18 protein-coding genes are annotated in these 21,715 nt (G+C 73.6%); 11 read left to right on the forward strand and 7 right to left on the reverse strand.

The window, feature by feature from the left end; all coding sequences use genetic code 11:
- Positions 1–93: 93 nt before the first annotated feature.
- Positions 94–1,599 (reverse strand): aldehyde dehydrogenase (NADP(+)), encoded by a 1,506-nt coding sequence (locus tag AB0E14_RS21065; RefSeq protein WP_362419981.1) that lies wholly within the window; start codon positions 1,597–1,599, stop codon positions 94–96.
- 124 nt (positions 1,600–1,723) lie between these two features.
- Here AB0E14_RS21065 and AB0E14_RS21070 point away from each other — a divergent pair, with 124 nt between their 5' ends.
- The 7 genes from AB0E14_RS21070 to AB0E14_RS21100 all read left to right on the forward strand — a co-directional run bounded on the left by AB0E14_RS21070 (position 1,724) and on the right by AB0E14_RS21100 (position 9,655).
- Positions 1,724–2,494 carry an IclR family transcriptional regulator gene (locus AB0E14_RS21070; RefSeq protein WP_362419984.1) on the forward strand — a complete coding sequence of 257 codons (771 nt, stop codon included), beginning with the start codon at positions 1,724–1,726 and terminating at the stop codon, positions 2,492–2,494.
- Between the two features lie 130 nt (positions 2,495–2,624).
- Entirely contained in the window at positions 2,625–3,617 is a 993-nt protein-coding gene (locus AB0E14_RS21075) for a hypothetical protein (protein ID WP_362419987.1), read from the forward strand.
- Positions 3,614–4,900 (forward strand): histidine kinase, encoded by a 1,287-nt coding sequence (locus tag AB0E14_RS21080; RefSeq protein WP_362419990.1) that lies wholly within the window; start codon positions 3,614–3,616, stop codon positions 4,898–4,900. The genes AB0E14_RS21075 and AB0E14_RS21080 overlap by 4 nt, the downstream gene beginning before the upstream one ends.
- A 29-nt stretch (positions 4,901–4,929) precedes the next feature.
- A complete protein-coding gene (locus AB0E14_RS21085; protein ID WP_362420193.1) occupies positions 4,930–5,637 on the forward strand; it encodes a response regulator transcription factor in 708 nt (235 codons plus the stop codon).
- A gap of 109 nt (positions 5,638–5,746) precedes the next feature.
- Positions 5,747–7,195, forward strand: a complete 1,449-nt coding sequence (locus AB0E14_RS21090; protein ID WP_362419993.1) for a penicillin-binding transpeptidase domain-containing protein — start codon at positions 5,747–5,749, stop codon at positions 7,193–7,195.
- A gap of 73 nt (positions 7,196–7,268) precedes the next feature.
- The gene (locus AB0E14_RS21095) at positions 7,269–7,658 is read left to right on the forward strand and encodes a hypothetical protein (protein WP_362420197.1); all 390 of its coding nucleotides are present in this window, start codon (positions 7,269–7,271) and stop codon (positions 7,656–7,658) included.
- Positions 7,655–9,655, forward strand: a complete 2,001-nt coding sequence (locus AB0E14_RS21100) for a hypothetical protein (RefSeq protein WP_362419996.1) — start codon at positions 7,655–7,657, stop codon at positions 9,653–9,655. The genes AB0E14_RS21095 and AB0E14_RS21100 overlap by 4 nt, the downstream gene beginning before the upstream one ends.
- Here AB0E14_RS21100 and AB0E14_RS21105 read toward each other — a convergent pair.
- A complete protein-coding gene (locus AB0E14_RS21105; RefSeq protein ID WP_362419999.1) occupies positions 9,648–11,066 on the reverse strand; it encodes an NCS2 family permease in 1,419 nt (472 codons plus the stop codon). The two genes, AB0E14_RS21100 and AB0E14_RS21105, sit on opposite strands and share 8 nt — an antisense overlap.
- A gap of 153 nt (positions 11,067–11,219) precedes the next feature.
- Between AB0E14_RS21105 and AB0E14_RS21110 the strand changes: the two genes are divergently transcribed.
- Positions 11,220–12,407: an MFS transporter gene (locus AB0E14_RS21110; RefSeq protein ID WP_362420002.1), complete on the forward strand. Its 1,188-nt coding sequence runs from the start codon at positions 11,220–11,222 to the stop codon at positions 12,405–12,407.
- Here AB0E14_RS21110 and AB0E14_RS21115 read toward each other — a convergent pair.
- A complete protein-coding gene (locus tag AB0E14_RS21115) occupies positions 12,398–13,537 on the reverse strand; it encodes a hypothetical protein (protein WP_362420005.1) in 1,140 nt (379 codons plus the stop codon). The genes AB0E14_RS21110 and AB0E14_RS21115 overlap by 10 nt on opposite strands.
- Entirely contained in the window at positions 13,534–14,499 is a 966-nt protein-coding gene (locus AB0E14_RS21120) for a 5-dehydro-4-deoxyglucarate dehydratase (protein ID WP_362420008.1), read from the reverse strand. Before AB0E14_RS21120 ends, AB0E14_RS21115 begins: the two co-directional genes overlap by 4 nt.
- A gap of 222 nt (positions 14,500–14,721) precedes the next feature.
- Between AB0E14_RS21120 and AB0E14_RS21125 the strand changes: the two genes are divergently transcribed.
- Positions 14,722–15,531, forward strand: a complete 810-nt coding sequence (locus AB0E14_RS21125; protein WP_362420011.1) for an NAD(P)-dependent oxidoreductase — start codon at positions 14,722–14,724, stop codon at positions 15,529–15,531.
- Between the two features lie 209 nt (positions 15,532–15,740).
- Here the strand turns inward: AB0E14_RS21125 and AB0E14_RS21130 are convergent, their stop codons facing one another.
- On the reverse strand, positions 15,741–16,679 hold the full coding sequence (locus AB0E14_RS21130) for an AraC family transcriptional regulator (RefSeq protein WP_362420014.1): 939 nt from the start codon (positions 16,677–16,679) through the stop codon (positions 15,741–15,743).
- A 100-nt stretch (positions 16,680–16,779) separates the two neighbouring features.
- Between AB0E14_RS21130 and AB0E14_RS21135 the strand changes: the two genes are divergently transcribed.
- Positions 16,780–17,019: a hypothetical protein gene (locus AB0E14_RS21135; RefSeq protein ID WP_362420017.1), complete on the forward strand. Its 240-nt coding sequence runs from the start codon at positions 16,780–16,782 to the stop codon at positions 17,017–17,019.
- A gap of 36 nt (positions 17,020–17,055) precedes the next feature.
- Complete coding sequence (locus tag AB0E14_RS21140; protein WP_362420020.1) at positions 17,056–18,264, forward strand: TerD family protein; 1,209 nt, start codon at positions 17,056–17,058, stop codon at positions 18,262–18,264.
- 81 nt (positions 18,265–18,345) lie between these two features.
- On the opposite strand, the gene AB0E14_RS21145 is transcribed toward AB0E14_RS21140, so the two are convergent.
- Positions 18,346–19,920 carry a TROVE domain-containing protein gene (locus AB0E14_RS21145; RefSeq protein WP_362420023.1) on the reverse strand — a complete coding sequence of 525 codons (1,575 nt, stop codon included), beginning with the start codon at positions 19,918–19,920 and terminating at the stop codon, positions 18,346–18,348.
- Between the two features lie 350 nt (positions 19,921–20,270).
- Positions 20,271–21,713 carry an alkaline phosphatase PhoX gene (locus tag AB0E14_RS21150; RefSeq protein ID WP_362420026.1) on the reverse strand — a complete coding sequence of 481 codons (1,443 nt, stop codon included), beginning with the start codon at positions 21,711–21,713 and terminating at the stop codon, positions 20,271–20,273.
- Positions 21,714–21,715 lie beyond the last annotated feature (2 nt).

Here is a 21,715-nt window from a genome sequence, read left to right on the forward strand (position 1 = left end):
GCCTGGCGCTCGCGGTGCCTGGCGCCCCACGTACTCCGCCGCCCCCGCCGCCCCCGGTGCCCGGCGCCCCACGCCCGCCCGCGCGCCCCGGCCTCAGCGGCGCGGGAGTCCCAGCGGGTTGCCGTCGCGCAGCTCCGGCGGCAGCAGGTGCTGCGGGGTCGACTGGTACGTGACCGGGCGCAGCCAGCGCTCGATCGCGGTGGCGCCGACCGACGTGGAGGTGGAGGTGGTGGCCGGGTAGGGCCCGCCGTGGTGCTGGGCCGCCGAGACGGCGACGCCCGTAGGCCAGCCGTTGACGAGCACGCGGCCCGCCAGCGGGGTCAGCTCGGCGAGCAGGGAGGCGGCCTCCGGGTCCTCCTCGGCCATCTGGAGGGTGGCCGTGAGGTTGCCGGGGAGCAGGCCGAGGACCGCGGTGACCTCGGCCCGGGAGGCGTAGCGGACGACCAGGGTCACGGGGCCGAAGTACTCGCTCACGAACGCCTCGTGGTAACCCTCGCGGTGGCGGTCGAGCAGGAGTCCGGCGTCGAAGGTCACGAAGCCCGCCTGGACGGTGGACTGGCTGGCCGGTCCGGGGTGGACGGGCGCGGTGACCCCCTCGGAGGAGGCGAGCTCGTAGGTCCCGGTGAGGAAGGTGCCGCGGATCCGCCGGTCGAGCATCACCCCGGGCTCGGCCGCGCCGATGGCGTCCGTGAGTGCGGCCACGAAGCGGTCGCCCGCCTCGCCGGCCGGCGCCAGGACGAAGCCGGGCTTGGTGCAGAACTGTCCCTGGCCCAGGGTCACGGAGGCGGCGAGTCCGGTCCCGATCTCCGCGGCCCGCTCCTCGGCGGCGGCCTCGGTGATCACGACCGGGTTGAGGGAGCCCAGCTCGCCGTGGAAGGGGATGGGCACGGGCCGGGCGGCGGCCGCGTCGAAGAGCGCCCGGCCGCCCCGGACCGAGCCGGTGAAACCGGCCGCCGCGACCAGCGGGTGCCGGACCAGCGCGACGCCCGCGTCGAAGCCGTGGAGCAGGCCGACGACGTCCTCGGGCAGCCCGACCTTGGCGGCGGCCCGGCGGAGCAGGGACGCGCAGAGTTCCGAGGTGGCGGGGTGGTCGGGGTGGGCCTTGACGACGACCGGGCAGCCCGCGGCGAGGGCACTGGCGGTGTCGCCGCCAGGGACGGAGAAGGCGAGCGGGAAGTTGCTGGCGGCGTAGACGGCGACGACGCCGAGCGGGATCTTCCACCGGCGCAGGTCGGGCCGGGGCGGGGTGGCCGTGGGGTCGGGCAGGTCGATCCGTACGTCGAGGAAGGAGCCCTCGTCGACGACGTCCGCGAAGGCCCGCAACTGGGCGGTGGTGCGCGCGAGTTCGCCGGTCAGACGGACGGGGCCGAGCGCCGTCTCGGCGTCGGCGGTCTCGACGACCTCCGGCCGGGCCTCGTCCAGGAGGTCGGCGGCGGTGCGGAGCAGGGCGGCCCGTACCGCGCGGTCGGCGAGGGCCTCGCGGGCGGCGGACGCGGCGGTGACGGTCCGGTCCACGTCCCCGTCCGTGGCCTCCACCGCAACCTGTTCCCGCGGCTTCCCCGTCCGGGGGTCCACACTCCACACTGGTTCAGCTGTCACGGCCCTGCCCCTCTTCACGCGACACCCCGTTCGGTATTCTGAACAGGGTTCCAGTAGATGAATCTGGACTCTATTGACGGGTGTGCCGACTCCACAAGAGGCACCAGGAAGAGGGGTGAGGGCGATGTCGACAGCAGACACGGGTGGGGCCCAGGTCAAGTCCGCGGTGCGCACGGTGGAGTTGCTCGAGTATTTCGCGGGGCGCCCCGGAATGCACTCCCTGGCCGCCGTCCAGGAGGCCGTCGGATACCCCAAGTCCAGCCTGTACATGCTGCTGCGCACGCTGGTCGAGCTGGGCTGGGTGGAGACGGACGCGACGGGCACGCGGTACGGCATCGGGGTCCGGGCCCTGCTGGTCGGCACCTCGTACATCGACGGCGACGAGGTGGTGGCCGCCGCCCGGCCCACCCTCGACCGCCTCTCCGACGACACGACGGAGACCATCCACCTCGCGCGGCTCGACGGCACCAACGTGGTCTATCTGGCGACCCGTCAGTCCCAGCACTACCTGCGGCCGTTCACCCGTGTCGGACGCCGGCTTCCGGCCCACTCGACGTCCCTGGGCAAGGCCCTGCTCGCCACCCACAGCGACGAGCAGGTCCGCAAGATGCTCCCGGAGACGCTGCCGGCGCTCACCGAGCACACGATCACCGACCGCGAGAAGCTCATCGAGGAGCTGCACCTCATCCGCGAGCAGGGCTACGCGGTGGACCGCGAGGAGAACACCCTCGGGCTGCGCTGCTTCGGCATCGCGATCCCCTACCGCACCCCGGCGCGCGACGCGATCAGCTGCTCGGTGCCGGTGGCCCGGCTGACCCCGGGCCATGAGCAGATGATCAAGGACACCCTCTTCGACGCGCGCGACCGCCTGACCCTGGCGACGCGCCGCCTCTGAGGCACCGCCGGGCGGCCGGGCCTCCGACCGGGCCCGACTCGGCGGGAGGAGGGCCTCTCCCCCGCACGGCGGAGGCGGTTCGTCTGCGGGCAGGACGTGCGGGGAGGGGGCCGGGCGGGAGCGTGGAGCCATGACGCAGACCGCTCCCCACCTCCCCGCCCCGAAGCCGACCCGCCGTCCGGACACCGCCCGCCGGATCCTCCGCGCCCTCGCCGGTGTCGCGTGCCTCCCGTACATCTCACTGAAGATCGCCTGGGTGGCGGGCAGTGAGATCGGCATCCCGGCCGGGAGCGTGCTCCTGGAGCACCGGACCCTGCTCATCGTCGCCAACTCGGTCTCCGTGGTGATGGACGCCGTGGTGGCCGTTCTCGCCCTGCTGCTCACCCGGCCCTGGGGCCTCAGAGTGCGTGCCTGGCTGCTCGCGTTCCCGCTGTGGGCGGCGACCGGCCTGCTCGCCCCGATCATGATCGGCTTCCCCGCACAGCTCGCCGTCTCCCTCTTCGCCGGACCGCCGGAGCCCGTCGCCGGCGGCGAACCCTTCCTCGACGACTGGGTGTTCGGGGTCGTCTACGGCGGCTTCATCGTCCAGGGACTCGCGCTCGGCACTCTCTTCGTCCTCTACGTGAGGGACCGCTGGTCGCACCTGTGGCGCGGCACTCTGGGCGATCTGCCCGCCCGGCTCTGCGGCACCGGCACCCGTGTCACGGCCGTCGTCGCCTCGCTGCTCGCCGTGGCCCCCGCCGCCGTCCGTCTGATGTGGGCCCTCGGCTCGACGCACGGCCTCTCTCCGGCCCAGATCGCCCGGCGCACGGACGACTTCTACGTCCTGGAGTGGATGCGCGCGGCCTTCGTCGCCGTCGCCGTGGTCGCCGTGCTGCTCCTCGTCCTCCAGCGGGCCGGGTCGTGGTCGGTCCGCACCGTTCTGGCCCTGGCCTGGGTCGGTTCGGGCGCAGTGGGGTGCTGGGGCGCGTACATGACGCTGGTGACGTTCATGCCGGACACCGATCCCGACAAGACGTTCACCGGACTGGCGCAGCTGACCTACGCTGGCGAAATGATCACGGGGTTCCTGCTGGCCGGCTGCCTTGCCCTCTTCCTGCGCCGTCGGAGCGCGGGCGCGTGAGAGGGCGCGGCAAGGGGCCGCTGATACCGCTCCTGGGCCGGCGTGCCCGGCTCCGCTGGGTCCATCTGATCCTGGGCGGCGCCCTGTTCATGCCGTACTGGCTGGTCGGCACCGTGGTCATGGGGTTGGTCGCCGAGGACGGCGGCTCGCTGTTCGGGGCGAGTCTCTCCGCGCAGTTCGGGGCGTACGCGGTCGGCCTGCCGCTCGCCGCGGTCACGGCGCTCTTCCCGCTGACCCGGCCGATGTCGGTGGCGGCCGTACGGGCGCTCTGCGGAATCGCGGACGACCCGCTCGCGGGCGACCGGCTCGCGGACGGACCCGCCCGCGGACGGAGCGCGAAGGCGCGCACGGCCGGCTGGTTCACGCTCCACCTCGGCGTCGGCGCGCTGATCAGCGGGGCGACGCTGGCCCTGCCGCCGTTCGCGGTCACGGTGATGGCCCTGCCGTTCTCCCCGTCGCTCCAGGAGTCGGCGGGGGCCGCGCACTGGGGCCTGCACCGGCCGTGGCTCCAGTGGGCCGGGCTGCCCGCCGGACTGCTGATGCTGCTCGCGCTCACCGCCGCCGCGGCCGCCTCGGGGGCCCTGCTCGCGCGCCAGGCGCCCCGGCTGCTCGGCCCGGGTCCGGCGGACCGCCTCGCGGCGGCCGAGCGGCGCGCCGCCGAGCTGGCCGTGCGCAACCGGCTCGCCCGCGAACTGCACGACTCCGTCGGCCACGCGCTGAGCGCGGTGACGCTCCAGGCGAGCGCGGCGCGCCGGGTCCTGGACACCGACGTGGAGTTCGTACGGGAGGCGTTGGCGGCGATCGAGGAGACGACCCGGCGCACGGTCGGCGAACTCGACTCGGTCCTCGGCCTGTTGCGCGACGGCGAGGACGACGGCGAGCTGCCCGCGCCCCGGCTCGACGCGCTGGACGCGCTGGCCCGGGGCGCGGGCCGGCACGTGGAGCTGACGGTGACCGGCCCCCTGGACCGGGTGCCGGACGCGGTGTCGAGGGAGGCGTACCGGATCGTGCAGGAGGGGCTGACGAACGCGGCCCGGCACGCGGGCGGGGCGCGCGTGACGGCACGGATCGCCCTGGACGACGACGAGTTGGAGATCACGATGGAGAACCCCCTGCCCGACCGCGCCCCGGTGACCCGCCCGGGCGGCGGCCGGGGCCTGCGCGGTGTCGGCGAACGCGCCCGCCTGCTCGGCGGCACGTCCGAGGCGGGCCCGCTGGACGCGGTCTGGCGCCTCACGGTGCGGCTGCCGCTCGGCCCGGCGCGGGCGGGCGGTGGCCGGTGATCCGGGTGGTGCTCGCGGACGACGAGCGGATGGTGCGGACCGCCCTGCGGGTGATCCTGGACGCGGAGCCGGATCTCGAGGTGGTCGGCGAGGCGTCGACCGGGGCCGAGGCCGTCTCGGTCGTGCGCGAGACGCGGCCCGACGTGGTCCTGATGGATGTGCGGATGCCGGAGATCGACGGGATCCGGGCGACCGAGCAGATCCTGGCGGAGGCGGCGCGGGCAGCCGGGACAGCGGGGACAGCGGCGCCGACGGCGGACACGGCGGCGGGGACAGCGGCGCAGGCGGGGGCAGCGGCGCCGGCGGCGGAACCGCCGCGGATCGTGGTCGTGACCACCTTCGAGAACGACGCCTACGTCTACGACGCGCTCCGGGTGGGCGCGGCCGGCTTCCTGCTCAAGCGGGCCGGCGCGGAGGAGCTGGTCGACGCGGTCCGGCTGGTCGCCCGCAGCGACTCGCTGCTCTACCCGGCGGCGGTGCGGAGCCTGGCCGCCGAGCACGCCCGCCGCAGGCCGCCGGCGGCGCCGCCCTGGGTGGCCCGGCTGACGGAGCGGGAGGCGGAGGTGCTGCGGCTGGTGGCGACGGGGCTGACCAACGCGGAGATCGCCGGGCGCATCGGCGTGGGTCCCGCGACCGTGAAGACCCATGTGGCGGCGGTACTGGCGAAGACCGGCGCGCGGGACCGCACCCAGGCGGTGATCCTGGCGTACGAGTCGGGCTTCGTCGGCACGCGCTGAGGCGGCGGGGTGGCGTGGATCACGTCCTCCCCCACCCCGCATGAACGTTTCCTGAGAAACCGGACACAGTCGGAACGGAATGCCTCCCTCCGCTCGTCCCGCATATGGGATGAACAAGACGATCAGGCGCGCCTCGGTCTTCTCGCTGCTCCTGGTGCTCGCCCTGCTGGGCCGGGCGACCTGGGTGCAGGCGTACGAAGGCAAGGCCCTCGCGGACGACAAGAAGAACCGGCGGAACGTGATCGCGCAGTACGCGCAGCCGCTCGGGAACATCGTCGTGGCCGGTTCTCCGGTCACGGGCTCGAAGAGGACGGAGGGTGGTGATCTCGCGTACAAGCGCGACCACACCGACGGCGAGCTCTACGCGGCCGTCACCGGCTACAGCTCACAGGCCTACGGCGCCACGCAGCTGGAGGGCATCTACTCCGATGTCCTGGACGGCACCGACACCCGGCTGAAGAACCCGCTCGACGCCCTCACCGGCAAGCAGCAGGAGCCCGGTGACGTGATCACGACGATCGACCCGGCCGTGCAGAAGGCCGCGTACCAGGCGCTGGGCAACAAGAAGGGCGCTGCCGTCGCCATCGACCCGAAGACCGGCCGGATCCTCGGGATGGTGTCCACCCCCTCGTACGACCCGTCCGCGATCGCCGGCCTCACCGACGGGTCCACCTGGAAGCAGCTGACCGAGGACAAGGACAAGCCGCTGGTCAACCGCGCGCTGCGGCAGCCGCTGCCGCCCGGTTCGACCTTCAAGCTGGTCGTCGCGGCGGCGGCGCTGGAGGACGGGCTCTACGGTTCCGTCGACACGGCGACGAAGAGCCCGAACCCGTACAAGCTCCCGGGCTCCACCCGCTACCTGGAGAACGAGAACCCCTCCGCGCCCTGCGAGAACGCCACGATCCGCACGGCGCTGCAGTACTCCTGCAACAACGTCTTCGCCAAGATCGCGGTCGACCTCGGCCAGGACAAGGTGAAGGCGATGGCGGAGAAGTTCGGCTTCAACGACAAGGAGCTGGACGTGCCCGTGCGCGCCTACCCGAGCGTGTATCCGTCCGGCATGGACAAGGCGCAGACGGCGCTGACCGGCATCGGCCAGTTCGATGTGACGGCGACCCCGCTCCAGATCGCCATGGTGTCCGCCGCCCTCGCCAACGACGGCCTCATGGCGGCGCCGCACATGGTCTCGCAGGTCGTGGACTCCGACGGGGACGCGCTCGAGACCTTCGAGGACGGGGACACGAAGCGGATCGTCTCGTCCTCGACGGCGGAGCAGCTGCGCAGCGCGATGGTGACGGTGGTCGAGAAGGGCACGGGCTCGAACGCGGCGATCTCCGGGGCCGAGGTCGGCGGCAAGACCGGTACGGCCCAGCACGGCGAGAACAACAGCAAGACGCCGTACGCCTGGTTCACCTCGTACGCCAAGGACGCGGACACCGGCAAGGAGGTCGCGGTGGCGGTGCTGATCGAGGACTCGGGCGCGGCGCGCTCGGAGGTCAGCGGCAACGGCCTGGCGGCCCCGGTGGCCCAGAAGATGATGAAGGCGGCGCTGAAGTAGCCTCGCGGGGCACACACTTGCGAGAAAGCGGAGGACCGCCGTGCGCCTGCCCCGTTCCCTGTCCGGATGGACCATGGCGGTCTTCGGGCTGCTGGCCTCGTCGATGGGGGTGGTGGGCCTGGTGTCCCCGGACACCATGCTCACCGCCATGGGCTTCGAGCCCATACCCGGCGGCGGGCGCGCGGAGGGGGACCACACCCTTGTCTTTCTCACCGCCTCCTCGATGGCGGCGCTCAATATGGGCGTGTACTACATCCTGGCGGCGTTCGCGGACTGGAAGGCCTTCTTCCGCTGGACGGTCCCGTTCCGGCTGCTGACCTGCGCCGTCTTCACCCTGGCGGTCGTCTCGGGCCGGGCACCGGCCGGCTTCCTCGGCGTGGGTCTCTGGGAGGGCGTCGGCGCACTGGCGACGGGGGCCGCGCTCCGCTACGAGAACCGGGCCCGGCAGGGTGCGGCGGCGTGAACGGCGACGCGCTCGCGGGCCTCGACGCCATCGACTGGGCCCCGCTCCGGCACGCCTACGGGTCGGCCGAGGACGTGCCCCTGATGCTGCGGGACCTGTACCGACCGGAGAAGGCCGCCCGGGCCTGTGACGACCTGCTGACCCACGTCCACCACCAGGGCGGCTGCGTGACGACCGCGGCGGCACCCGCACTGCCGTACGTGCTCCGGGCCGCGGCCGACCCGGCCGTGGCACCGGCGGTCCGTCAGGAACTCGTCGAGCTGGTCGGGTGCCTGGCCCACTCGGGGAACACCGCAGCGGCCCGTTTCGTCGACCCGGCCTGGCACGCCGCCTGGGACCTGGCGGTGACGGAACTCCTCACCCGGCTCGAAGCACCGGAGGCGGCGATCCGCCGGGCCGTGGCGGACGCCCTCGCGGAGGCCCGGCACCGGGCCGACGAGGTGCTCGCGGCGCTGCCGGCCCGGTGGGCCGTCGAGACGGACCCGGGCACGCGGCACCAACTCGTCGACTCCGTCGGCTCGTTGACGCCCTACGCCGACGAGCTGCGGCATGCGTCCCTCGACTGGCTGCGCGGTCTTGCGGACGGCGGCGAGCCGGCCGCCCGGCTGGCCGCCGTGCAGGCTCTGCACACCGCCCTGGAAGGAGCGGCGGACGCCGCGTACGCGCGGACCCTGTCCGAGGTGCTGCTGGGCAGCGATCCGGCCTGCTGGCAGCCTGACGCGGCACGTGTCGAGTTCACGGTGGCGCGTACGGTCCGCCTGCTCGGCGCCGACCCCGCGGAGCAGATCGCCGCCGTCCGGAGACTGCTGGCCCATCCGGACGCGGCCGTGCGCACCGGTGCGCTCAAAGCGGCGGCCGAAGCCATGAGCCGGCGGCGCTCCGCCGTACCCGCGCTGCTGCCTGCCGTCGCCCGTCTGCTGTCCGCCCCCGAGCCCGACCACCGCCTCTTCGCCGCTCGCGTCCTCGGCATGTGCGGTCACGCCGCACGCCCCTGGGCCGACGCACTCGCGGTCATGGTCACGGACGGGGGCGAGACCCACCTGCCCGCCCAGGACCACGCCGTCTGGGCGCTGTCCCGGCTCGGGGACGCCCGGTGCGTACCCCCGCTCGTGGAGCGTCTCGCAGGGGAGCGGCTGGGTTTCGCGGACCACGAGACGCACGCCGACGGCTGGTGGACGTACGGGCTGAGCCTGGTCGAGACCGCGGGCCCTCTCGCCGCCCACGCCGAGGTCCTGCTGCCGCCCCTGCGGTCCCGGCTCGCTGCCGCCCAGGCCCTCGGCGAGCGCCGCGCGCTCTGCCGGCTCCTGGAGCGCTGGGGCCCCGCGGCGGCACCCGCCGTCCCCGAACTGACGCGCCTTCTGGGCACCGACTGCGCCGTGTGGGCCCTGGACGCACTCGCCGCGATCGGCCCCGCCGCGGCGGAGGCCCTGCCCCGCGAGCGGCTGCGGGCCCTGGTCCCGCCCCCCTCCGAGGGCCGGTCGTTCGAAGGGCCCGCGCTGGCGCGCGCGTACGGACGGCTCACCGGCGACCGGGAGCCGGCCCTCGCCCACCTGCTGCCGACGCTCGACGAGCCGTACGGCCGGCAGGACACCGTGACGCTGCTCGGGGAACTGGGGCCCGCGGCAGCGTCGTACGTCCCCCGGCTGCGCGAACTCCTCACCCGGCACAGGACGAGCTGGCTGCCGCTGCGCGTCGGCGCGGCGCTGTGGCGGATCACCGGAGAGACGCACGAGGTCGTCCCCGTTCTGGTCGGGGCGATCGAGCCCTTCGCCGGGCAGGGCGGGAAGGCCACCCGCGCGGTCACCGAGACGATCAGGCTGCTCGGCGAGATCGGGCCGCCCGCCGTCGAGGCCGTTCCTCTCCTGCGGAGGTATCTCGACGCCGACGAGCGACCGGTGCCGCACGGTACCTGGCGCTCGGTCCCGGACGACGACGAACTGCGCGACGCCACCCGCGCCGCGCTGCTCGCCGTCTCCGGGCCCGGCAGGGCTACTTGACGCCGAGCAGTTGCTCGATCGGGTCGATCGCGAAGTAGACCGCGAACAGCGCGGCCGCCGCCCACAGCAGCCCGTGCACCTCGCGCGCCTTGCCGAGGACGGCCTTGATCACGACATAGGCGAGGAAGCCCGCGCCGATCCCGTTGGTGATCGAGTACGTGAACGGCATGACCGCGATCGTCAGGAAGGCCGGGATGGCGATCTCGTAGCTCGCCCAGTCGATGTGCCTCACCTGGGCCATCAGCAGGAAGCCGACGGCGACCAGGGCGGGCGCGGCGGCCTGGGCGGGTACGACGGTGGCCAGTGGGGTGAGGAAGAGGGCCAGGGCGAAGAGGCCGCCGGTGACGACCGAGGCGAAGCCGGTGCGGGCGCCCTCGCCGACGCCGGCCGCCGACTCGATGTAGGAGGTGTGGGAAGAGGCGGAGGCCGCCCCGCCCGCGGCGGCCGCGGCGCCGTCGATGAGCAGGATCCGGCCGAGGTGCGGGACCTTGCCGTTCTCGTCGAGGAGCCCGGCCTCGCTGGAGACGCCCACGACCGTGCCCATGGTGTCGAAGAAGTCGCTGAGGAGCAGGGTGAAGACGAGCAGGACGAGGGTGACGAGCCCGATCTGCTCGAAGGCGCCGAAGAGGCTGAACGCGCCGACGAGGCCGAAGTCGGGTGCGGTGACGATGTCTTCGGGTACGGCGGGGACGGTCAGGCCCCAGGCGGCCGCCGGAATGTCGGCGATCTTGTCGATGACGATCGCGACGACGGTCATGGCGACGATGGAGACGAGGATCGCGCCCTTCACCTTCCGGGCCATGAGCGCGACGGTGAGCAGGACGCCGAGGCAGAAGACGAGGACGGGCCAGCCGGAGAGGTGGCCGCCCGCGCCGAGCTGGACGGGCACGGCGCCGGTCTCACCGGGGATCCGGGTCACGAAGCCGGCGTCGACGAAGCCGATGAAGGCGATGAAGAGGCCGATGCCGACGCTGATGGCCTGCTTGAGGGCCTGCGGGACGGCGTGCATCACGGCCTCGCGGAGCCCGGTGACCACGAGGGCGCAGATCAGGAGGCCTTCGAGGACGACGAGCCCCATCGCGTCCGGCCAGCTCATGAGGGGTGCGAGCTGGAAGGCGACGACGGCGTTCAGGCCGAGCCCGGCGGCGACGGCGAGCGGGAGGTTGCCGCCGACGCCCATGATGACGGTCATGACGGCCGCCACCAGGGCGGTGACGGTGGCCAGTTGGGCGCCACTGAGCGTGTGGCCGAACTTGTCTTCGGCGCTGCCCAGGATGATCGGGTTGAGAACGAGAATGTAGGCCATCGTGAAGAACGTGGCGAAGCCGCCTCGTATCTCCCGGCCCAGCGTCGACCCTCTCTCGCTGATCGCGAAGTAGCGGTCGACGGGGTTGGTTCTGGTGTCGAACATGGCTCTCCTCGGGACGGCTGGCTGGATTGTGCCCAGCGGCGGTCCCGTTCAGATGTCCCGCGTGTTACGGACCAGGTCTCCGCGCCCGGAGAGACACCCTCCTAGGGCATCCGCCCGATCCGCACCGGCCACCTCAGACGACAGGCTGCCGCCATGAGAGGAACAGCGGGTCTGTATCTGACCGGGGTACTGGTGTCGGGCTTCGGCTCGACGGCGATGTGGCTGGCATCGGGGATCTGGGTCAAGTCCCTGACGGGTTCGGACAGCCTGGCGGCGCTGACCGTGTTCGCCCTGTGGGCGCCCGTCCTCGTCGGCCCGCTGCTCGGCACGGTCGCCGACCGGGTACGGCGCAGGCCCCTGATGGTCGGGGCGAACGTGGCGATGGCGGCGCTGCTGCCGACGCTGCTGTGGGTCGACTCGGCGGACCGGGTGTGGCTGCTGTTCGTGGTGCTCCTGCTGTACGGCGTCCAGGGCACCGTCCACGACGCGGCGGAGGTCGCGCTGGCCGCCGGCGTGCTCGACAAGCGGCTGCTCGGGGACTTCAACGGGCTGCGGACGACGGTCAACGAGGGCGTGAAGCTCGTCGCCCCGCTGGTCGCGGCCGGTCTGTTCGCGCGGTACGGCGGGGCGCCCGTGGCACTGCTGGACGCGGCGACGTTCGCGCTCGCGGCCGGGGTGTTCGCGCTGATGCGGGTACGGGAGGAGAAGCCGGCCCGGCCTGCGCCGGGACGCTGGGCGCGGGACGTCGGGGAGGGGCTGCGCACGATCCGCGCCTCTCCGGTGCTGCGCCCGCTGGTGCTGACCGGCTCGTTCACGATGCTGCTCGCGGGCGTCAACGGGGCCGCGATCTACGCCGTCGTCGACCGGGGTCTCGGCCACTCCCCCGCGTACACGGGCGTGCTGTACGCGGTCCAGGGCGCGGGTTCGGTCGTCGCGGGGCTCGCGGCGGGGCCGCTGCTGCGCCGGGTGCGGGGACGGTCCCTGGCCGCCGCGGGGCTGGCCCTCTTCGCCCTGGCGGCGGGCGCCCGGGCCGTCCCGCACGACGGCGTGGCGCTGGTGGCGAGCGGTCTGATCGGGGTGGGCCTGCCGCTCGTCCTGGTCTCGGCGATGACGGCGGTCCAGCGGGAGGCCCCGGCGGACGCGGTGGGCCGCACGGCCGCGACGGCCAACACGCTCCTCTTCGTCCCGAACGCGGTCGCCCTGGCGGCGGGGGCGGCCCTGGTCGCTCTCGTCGACGTACGGGTGCTGCTCCCGCTGCTCGCGGTGGCGGGCCTGGCGGGGGCGGTCGTCCTGGCGACCCGGCGGCCCGTCCCCGCCGTGCGCACCCTTCCTCAGCCCTGACCCAGCGCCCGCAGGCCGTCCGCGACCGAGGCCAGGTCGGCGTCCGAGGCCAACCCCGCGTGGTACAGGCGCAGTTCGGTGGCGCCGTCGGCCGCCGCCCGCTCGGCGTCCTCCGCGAGCGTGCCGGGCGAACCGCCCATCCCCGCCACCACGCCGACGTTGGCCGCGAGGACGGTCCCGGGGCGGGCCCACGCTCCGAAGGGGCCCACGGAGGCCGCCGGGGTGACGACCCCGTCCGCGAGCGCGAGCACGTGCGCCGGGTCGGTCCCCACGTCGGCGCCGCAGCGGTGCGGCTCGGGGTCGGCGTGGAGCAGCACCCGGAAGCCGGCCGGGGCGGCCGCGCGGACGGCGCCGACGGCGGCCTCCTGGAGCGCACGGGCGGTCCCGGCGCGCCAGGCGAGCACCGGCGCCTCCAGGGCGCCGAGCCCGCCCGCGGCCTCGGTGCCCGCCCAGACCGGCTCCAGCGCGCCGCGCACGGCCGCCGCCAGTGTGTCGGGGTCGACGCCCCCCGCCTCGTACCCCTGTCGGCAGGCGGAGCAGAAGCAGAGGGACATCAGGTACCGCTCGCGGTCGCCGAGCGGGACTCCGGCGGTCTTGTCGTGGGCGTGCAGGTGGGCGAGGCCGTACCAGCCGCAGGACTCCAGCTCCGTGCCGGCCGCCCCGGGCCGTACCGCCGCCTCGGCCGCGAGGTCCACGAGGTAGGCGCGGACGTCGGGCCGCGCGATGCAGGGCGCCCAGGGGTAGCGGTCGCCGTAGGCGTTGACGACCGAGGTGTCCGGACGCTCCGCGCCCAGGCGGGAGTTGTGGGCGAGGACGACCCAGGTGTGGACCTCCAGGCCCGCGTCGGCGAGCGCCCGGGCCGCCTCGCCGTACGCGTCGCCCGGTGCCCACTCGCCCGCGGCGTACGGTCGCAGCGCCCGGCCCGACCAGCGGGCCGGGTCGGGCGGGTAGAGCACGGCCGCGTGCTCGGCGGTGACGATCCGGTGCGCGGGGTGCCGGGGCGTCACCGCACGCGTGGAGTGGTAGGCCGAGGCGAGGGTGACGCTCGCGAGACCGAGGCCGGCGAGACGTCCCGGCGCCGCCCGGTCGCCGACGACGTCCCACGGATAGACGAAGGCCCCGGCCCTCACGCGTCGTCCCCCGAAAGCGCGTCGCCCTCCGAAAGCGCGTCGCCGCCGAGCAGCGCGCGGCCGCGCTCGATGATCGTGGCGAGTTCCTTCAGGTGCTCGGGGGCGGGTTCGCTGAGCGGCGGGCGGACCTCGCCGACGTCCAGGCCGCCCATCCGGACCGCCGCCTTGACGAGTGAGACCGCGTAGCCGCGACCCTTGGCGCGCAGTTCGACCAGCGGCCGGTAGAAGCCGTCGATGAGCCGCTCGACGGTCGCGTCGTCGCCGGTCGCGAGGGCGCGGTGGAAGGCGAGGGCGATGTCGGGGGCGAAGCAGAAGACGGCGGAGGAGTAGAGGGTGACGCCGATGCCCCGGTAGGCGAGTCCGGTGAGTTCGGCGGTCGGCAGGCCGTTGAAGTAGAGCAGGTCGAGGCCCTCGGCGCGGACGGCGCTGACGATCCGCTGCATCAGGTCGAGGTCGCCGAGGCCGTCCTTGATGCCGATGACGCCTTCGGCACGGGCGAGGGCGACGGCGGTCTCGGGGGTGAGGACGGCGTTGTCGCGCTGGTAGACGACGAGGTCGAGCGAGGTGGCGGCGGCCAGTTCGGTGTAGTGCCGCAGGAGTCCCGGCTGGTCGGCGACAACGAGGTACGGGGGCATGGCGAGGAGGCCGTCCGCGCCCGCCTCCTCGGCGAGCCGCGCGTACCGGATCGCGAGCGCCGTGCCGTACCCGGCGCCCGCGACGACCGGGACGCGGCCTGCCGACTCCTCGACGGCGGCGGCGACGCAGTCGCGGAACTCCTCGGGCGTCAGGGCGTGGAACTCGCCCGTTCCGCAGCAGGCGAAGACCGCGGCGGCGCCCGCCTCGATGCCGCCGCGGACATGGGCGCGGAAGAGGTCGAGGTCGACGGTGCCGTCCGGGGCGAAGGCGGTGACGGGGAAGAACAGCAGGCCGTCGAGCCGTTCGGCGAGCGGGGCTGTGGTCACGGGCGCTCCCAGGGAAGTCCGTCGTGCAGCGTCGTGCACAATTATGATTGCCGTCCATATTCTTGAACACCTTCACGCTAGAGCAGCCGCGAAGCGCCGGTCAAGGCGCAAACCCGGCCCACCTGTGTGGTCTTGACGGTCTGTGCGCGCTCTTGACGCTCGACGATCACCCTCCCTACCGTGTCCACGGTTGTGAATGCGATCCACGGACGGAGACTTCCGATGCCCACACCCCGCACCGTCCTGCTCACCGGAGCCGCCGGCGGCGTCGGCACGCTGATGCGCGAGCTGCTGCCCGCGTACGGCTACGAACTCCGGCTGCTCGACAGGGCGCCCGTCGAGGGCGCGCCGGACGCGGTCGTCGCCGACCTCGCCGACCGCGAGGCGCTGCGCGAGGCGGTCCGGGGCGTCGACGCGATCGTGCATCTCGCCGGGATCTCCCTGGAGTCGACCTTCGAGAAGATCGTGGCCGCGAACATCACCGGCCTGCACCACGTCTACGAGGCCGCCCGCGCGGAGGGGGTGGGCCGGATCGTCTTCGCCTCAAGCAACCACGCCGTCGGCTTCACCCCGCGCCCGCGCGGCGACGATCCGGTGATCCCGGTCGACACCCCGCACCGCCCGGACACCTTCTACGGCCTGTCCAAGTGCTTCGGCGAGGACCTGGCCCAGTACTACTGGGACAAGCACGGCCTGGAGACCGTCTCCGTGCGGATCGGCTCCTGCTTCCCCGAGCCGACCTCGGTGCGGATGCTCTCGATGTGGCTGAGCCCGGCCGACTGCGCCCGGCTCCTGCACGCGGCGCTCACCGCCGAGGGCGTGGGGCACACCGTCGTCTACGGCTCCTCCGCCAACACCCGCCTGTGGTGGGACCTTTCGTCGGCGCGGGCGCTCGGCTACGAGCCGCGGGACGATTCGGAGCCGTACGCGGAAGGGATCATCGCCGCGCAGGGGCTGCCGAAGGCGGACGACCCCGCGGACGCGCGGCTCGGCGGCCATTTCTGCACGGAGCCGCCGCGCTGGCCGCACTGACCGCGCCGACCGCAGCGAAGGGGACGACTCAAGGCCCGGCCGGACTTATGCGGGGGCGCCGGCCGGGCCCGGGTCGCGCTGCGCGCTGGCACAGGCGACAGAGGGAACGCTACGGCGGGGACAGGCAGCCCCGCGATCCGCTCAGCGCGGCGGCCATCCGCGGAACGCGGCCGGTCCGCCGCTCGGTGCCGGGCCACGGGCGCGCGAGCTCAGCGCGTCGAGCGCAGCGTCTGGGAGGGCGTCTCCCCGAACCGCGTGCGGTACTGCGCCGCGAACCGCCCGTGGTGCGTGAATCCCCAGCGCCAGGCCACCTCGCTCACGCTCAGCTCCCCCGGCCCCGCGCCGCGCAGCTCCTGGTGGACCCGTTCGAGCCGGACGTCACGGACGTACGCCATCGGAGACATGCCCACGCACTCCCGGAACGACTCCTGGAGCCTGCGCACGCCCACCCCGGCCAGCTCCGCCAGCTCCGTCGTGGTGAAGGGGTGCTCGGGCCGGGCCCGTACGGCGTCCATCGCGCGCTTCACGGACACCGGCCGCAGCTGCCCGCCCGGGTGGGCCAGCTCGTCCCGCCACGGGTGGTCGGCCGCCAGCAACAGCCCGTTGAGCAGGGCCTCCTGGAGCGGACGGGCGACCAGCGTGTGCTGTGCAAGGCCGTCCCCTGCGAGCGCGTCGCGCGCCACCTGGAGGGCGAAGCGCGCCCAGGCGCGACCGGGGCCGCCGGTGAGGTCCAGGTACGGAGCGAAGGCGAGCCGGCCGCGCGGCGGGCGGCCGATGAGCCGTTCGAGCCGCTCACCCAGCGCGGCCGCGTCGATCTTCACGGAGAGCGTGCGGCAGTCGCCGCTCCAGCGCTCCAGGACCGTGTCACCGTACGGGTCCAGCACCACACCCTCGCCGGCGGTCGCGACCACCGGCGCCGCCCCGCCCTGGCGCAGCTCCATCGTCCCGCCGAGCGGCGCGTTGACGTGGAAGGCCCCGAGCTCGCCGAAGCGCATCCGGACGTCGGCCCCGCAGGACAGGTCGCCGATGACCAGCGGCCCCAGCTGCACGGTGTCGAAGGTCGCGGCGAAGGGACGTTCCCGCCGTTCGATGACGTCCATGAAGTTGGCGTAGTAGCGCGCGTCGATCTCCTCGCGCGCCTCGTCCACGTCCCGTGTCCTGAAAGAGCTCCCACCCACGAGCCTCAAGAATACGATCATCGCGAAATTCGCTGGGAGGCGGCCGCCCCCGCACGGCACCATGGCGGCCATGCCCCGACCTCATGGATTCAGCTACGCGCAGCGCGCGGACGGCACCGTCGTGATCACCCATCAAGGGCGTGCGGCGGGCACCCTGCGCGGCGGACGCGCCGAGAAGTTCCTGGCGGAGGCGGGAGGGGGCGACGACCAGCTGGTCATGGCCCGCTGGACCGGCGCCTACAAGTTCGGCAACGAGCGCGCGGCCCGGAACCACCCGCGTAACCGGAGTGGCCGAAGGGACTCCAGGTAAGGGAACGGCAAAGCCGTCTCGCTCGTTACCCCTGGCATGACCGCTATGACCCCCGGCTCGAACATCCCGCTCACCGCCGCGCGCGTGGCGGTGGACGTCGCCGCTCCCGTACGGCTCGACGTCTCGGGCCTGCTGCTCGGCGCCAACGGCAAGGTGCGCTCCGACGACGACTTCATCTTCTACAACCAGCCGGCCGGCCCCGGTGTGACCTACCGCTCCGGCGGCGGCACGGCCCCGGACGCGATCGTCGTGGACACCGGCGCGGTGCCGCCGGGCATCGAGAAGATCGTCGTCACCGCGAGCCCGGACGCCGCGGGCCAGACCTTCCAGGGCATCGAGCCCACGGCGACCGTCCGGAACGCGGACGACGGCAGCGTCCTCGCCACCTTCACCCCGCCCCGGCTCGGCACGGAGACGGCGCTGGTGGTCGTGGAGATCTACCTCCGCAACGGCGCCTGGAAGGCCCGCGCCGTGGGCCAGGGGTACGCGAACGGCCTCGCGGGCATCGCCACCGACTTCGGTGTCTCGGTGGACGAGGAGCCGGCCGCCGCCACGCCCGTGGCGCCCCCGGTCGCGCCGCCCCCGCCGGCCGCCCCCGCCGACCCGCGGATCGCCGCCCCGACGCCTCCGCCGCCGGCCGCTCCCCCGGCCGCCCCGGTCTCCACGGGCAAGATCAACCTGGACAAGGGCCGGGTCAGCCTCCAGAAGAACCAGACGGTCTCCCTGGTCAAGGGCGGCCGCCCGCTGCTCACCCAGGTCAAGATGGGCCTCGGCTGGGAGCCCGCGTACCGCGGCAAGGACATCGACCTCGACGCCTCCGTCATCGCGTACGGCCCCCAGCGCAACCACCTGGACAGCTGCTACTTCGGCAAGCTCTCCATCCTGAACGGCTCGATCAAGCACTCCGGCGACAACCTGACGGGCGAGGGCGCCGGGGACGACGAGGTCATCGTCGTGGACCTCGGCCGTCTCCCCGCGGACGCCACGGGCCTGGTCTTCACGGTGAACTCCTTCTCCGGCCAGAAGTTCACCGAGGTCGCCAAGGCCTACTGCCGGCTGATGGACGCGGCGACCGGCGAGGAGCTGGTCCGCTTCGACCTGACGACGGCGGAGCCGCAGACCGGCGTGATGATGGCCAAGCTCATCAAGCAGTTCTCCGGCGAGTGGGAGATGACGGCCCTGGGCGACTTCGTGAAGTCCCGCACGGTCCGGGGCATGGTGAAGCCCGCCGCCCAGGCGCTCTGACGTTCTGACGCCCAGCGGTACGACGAAGGGCCCGCCGGTCACCGACCGGCGGGCCCTTCGTCACAGCTCACGGCTCACGGCTCACAGCCAGGGCCAGTCGGCCCGCCCGCCGGCCTCCAGCAGCGGGACCATCCGGAACGCGGCGTCGGTCAGTCCCGCGAAGGTGTGGCGCCGGCCGGTCCCCGAAGGCGCGTGGCCGACCCGGTGGCCCGCCAGGTTCCAGGTGTAGACGGGCACGTGGTCCGGCACCTGCGCGGTCGGGTCCCCCCGGTGGCTGTACGCCGCCTGCTCGTCGGTGACGATCAGGACCCGGTCGTGCCCCTTGTAGTGCGCCCGCACCGCCTCGGTGGTGTTCGTGCCGCCGAGGTCGCCGAAGCGGTCGAGCACCTTGAGCACGGACTCACCGGCCTGGTACGTCACCGGCCGGCTGGTCGTACCGAACTCCACCAGGTCCGCCTCGGCGGCCCGCATCGCCACGGCCGTGCCGAACACGGCCGCCGCGTCGGCCCGGTTGAGCTCGGAGCGGTCGGAGAGCCTCGACCACATCGAACCCGAACGGTCGACGAGGACCAGCGTCCGACCGGGCAGCGCGGGCACGTTGGCCAGCGAGTGGCCGAGCGCCCGCTCCAGCGGGTACGCCCAGCGCAGCGAGGGCGCGTGCCGGTACGCGGCGAGGTAGCGGAACGGGAACTGCCGGGAGGAGGTGACCTCCGCCGGGTCCGCGATCCGGGCCGCGACCCGGGCCGCGACCTCGTCGGAGACGCCTGCCTGGTCGAAGTTGCGCAGGTTCCGGAGCAGCGCCATGGTGCCCATGGACGGGATGACGGCCTCCCAGGCCGCCGCGTCCATCGGCCCCTGCAGCCAGCCCGCCAGTGCCTCCCAGGTCATCCCGGCCTCGGCCAGCCGCTCCGCGCCGCCGGGTCCGGTGACCACGGCGCGCCGCTCCTCGACCGGGAGCGCCACCAGGGCCCGGTGCGCGGTGAGGACGCCGCCGGCCTCCGGGGGCACGGCGGTCTCGGGGTGGTGGCGCCGGTCGAGCGCGTACCGGAACAGCTCGCCCTGCCAGGCCTTCTCGGGATGGGGCGTCGCGTGCACCAGGTTGAGGACGTCGCCGAAGCGGTAGCCCTTGGACTCCGTGTCGTACTTCAGCAGGGACTTCGCGGAGTACAGCCGTCGTACGGCGTCGGCGACGCCGCGCTTGACGGGCTTCGGGATGTTCCGGCCGTACGTCGAGGTCCAGTAGCCGAGCAGTTCGCCTGGCTCGTCGGCGCGGAGCAGCACGGAGTCGACGACCTGCCGGTTGGTGGGGCCGGTCTCGACGCCCGCTTCGAGCCGCGCCCTGACGTACTCGGCGGCGCCGACGAGGGAGGCCGTACGCATGTGGGCCTCGCTCCGCAGCCAGCCGAGCAGGCCTGCGGTCCACTCCGGGTCCTGGACGGCGAGCTTCCGTACGAGGGCGGCGAAGCGGTCGTCGCGCTCCTCGCCGCTCTCGTAGAGGGTCTTCTGCGTGACGAAATTGGCCACCGCGAGAAGGAAGAGTTCGGAGCGGGGTTCGCGCAGGACACCGGCACCGCCCTGCTGTGTGCGGGCGGGGGCCGCGGAGGTGACCGGGGAGGTCGCGCGGGCCCTGGTGGCGCGGAGGTTGAAGCGTGCCATGTGAATTCCCCCGAATTCATGCGTGCGGGGAAGGCACAGGGTTCAGGGACGACGAGGGCGCCCGAGGTCAGGAGTCGGCGACGGCGACAAGTCAGCTGCTCTATCCGCTTGAGCTACGCACCCCAGGGGTGCGACGGGACTCGAACCCGCAACCCGCTGATCCAGGAAGTATCCGTCGCCTGCGCACCGGGCACCCTCGTGTCCATGCTGTGCCTCCCGAGATCAAAGGGGGCGGCGGCGTGATTTCGTGGAAGAAGGAGCCGCAGCCGGCGCACCGGGAGGTGCATGGGTAAGACCCTAGGCGGGTGGCACGCCCACCCGCCAGGGGTTTTTCGGCGGCTGACGAGCGATCAGCGGCGCGGCTGGCGACGCCAGGGGCCCGTGATGGCGACCATGATGCCCGGGTCCTGGATGTTGGCGAAGAGGGTGTCGCCGTCGGGCGAGAAGACGACACCGGTGAACTCGCTGTCGTTCAGGTCGTTGCGCGCGATCGGGTAGGTGCGGCCGCGCTCGGTGGCGCCGAAGAGGTGCTGGACGCCCTCGCCGTCCTCGGCGATGACGAGCCCGCCGTAGGGGGAGACGGTGATGTTGTCCGGGCCGTCGTAGGCGCCGTCCTTGTCCGGATCGGCGTTGACGCCCAGGAGGACCTGGAGGGTCAGGGTGCGCCGCTTGGGGTCGTAGAACCAGACCTGGCCGTCGTGCGCCGCGCCGGGGCTCTCCTCACGGGCGTACGAGGAGACGATGTAGGCGCCCCCGTCGGCCCACCACATGCCCTCCAGCTTGCGGGCGCGGGTCACCTCGCCGGGGCCGAACTGCTCGCGGACCTCGACCTCGCGGCCGTCGCGGTCGGGCACGTCCACCCAGTCCACGCCGTAGACCGTGCCGATCCGGGTGGCGCGGGAGAGGTCGTCGACGAAGCGGCCGCCGGAGTCGATGCAGCGGGGCGCCTGCAGGACGCCCGCGTCGTCGGCGAGGGTGCGGAGCTTGCCCCGGCCGTGCTCGAAGCCGTGCGGCGGAACCCAGCGGAAGAAGAGGCCGTTGGGCTCGTCGGCGTCCTCGGTGAGGTAGGCGTGACCGCGCTTGGGGTCGATGACGACCGCCTCGTGGTCGTACCGGCCGAAGGCCTTGATGGGCTTGGGGGCGCGGTTGGCGCGGCGGTCGCGCGGGTCGACCTCGAAGACGTAGCCGTGGTCCTTGGTCATGCCGTTCTCGCCGGCCCGGTCGGAGTTCTCCTCGCAGGTGAGCCAAGTGCCCCAGGAGGTACGGCCGCCCGCGCAGTTGGTGGAGGTGCCGGCGATGCCGACCCACTCGGCGACGGTGCCGTCGCGGTGCACCTCGACGACCGTGCAGCCGCCGGACGCGGCGGGGTCGTAGACGAGCCCCTCGGTGAGCGGGACCGGGTGCTTCCACCTGGAGCGGACGCCCTTGAGCTCGTGGTTGTTGACGAGGAGGGTCGTGCCGCGCGGCCCGGCGAAGGTGGCCGTGCCGTCGTGGTTGGACGGGCTGAACTCGCCCGACTCCAGCTTGGTGACGCCGCTGTGGGTGATGACGCGGTACGTGAACCCGGCGGGGAGCGCGAGGACGCCCTCGGGGTCCTCGACGAGCGGGCCGTAGCCGAGCCTGTGGTCGTGGTGCCGGTCGCCGGAGGCCGCCTGCGCCTCGGCGTCGAGCCGGTCGTCGGGGGTGGCGAGCGCCTCGGGGGCGGTCGCGAGCGCCGCGACGGTGCCGGTCAGGACGAGGCCCGCTCCGGCGGCGGTGGACTGCTTGGCGAACTCTCGGCGGTTGAGGGGCATGG

Source organism: Streptomyces sp. NPDC047981 (assembly GCF_040653315.1).
In the GTDB taxonomy this organism is placed as follows: Bacteria; Actinomycetota; Actinomycetes; order Streptomycetales; family Streptomycetaceae; genus Streptomyces.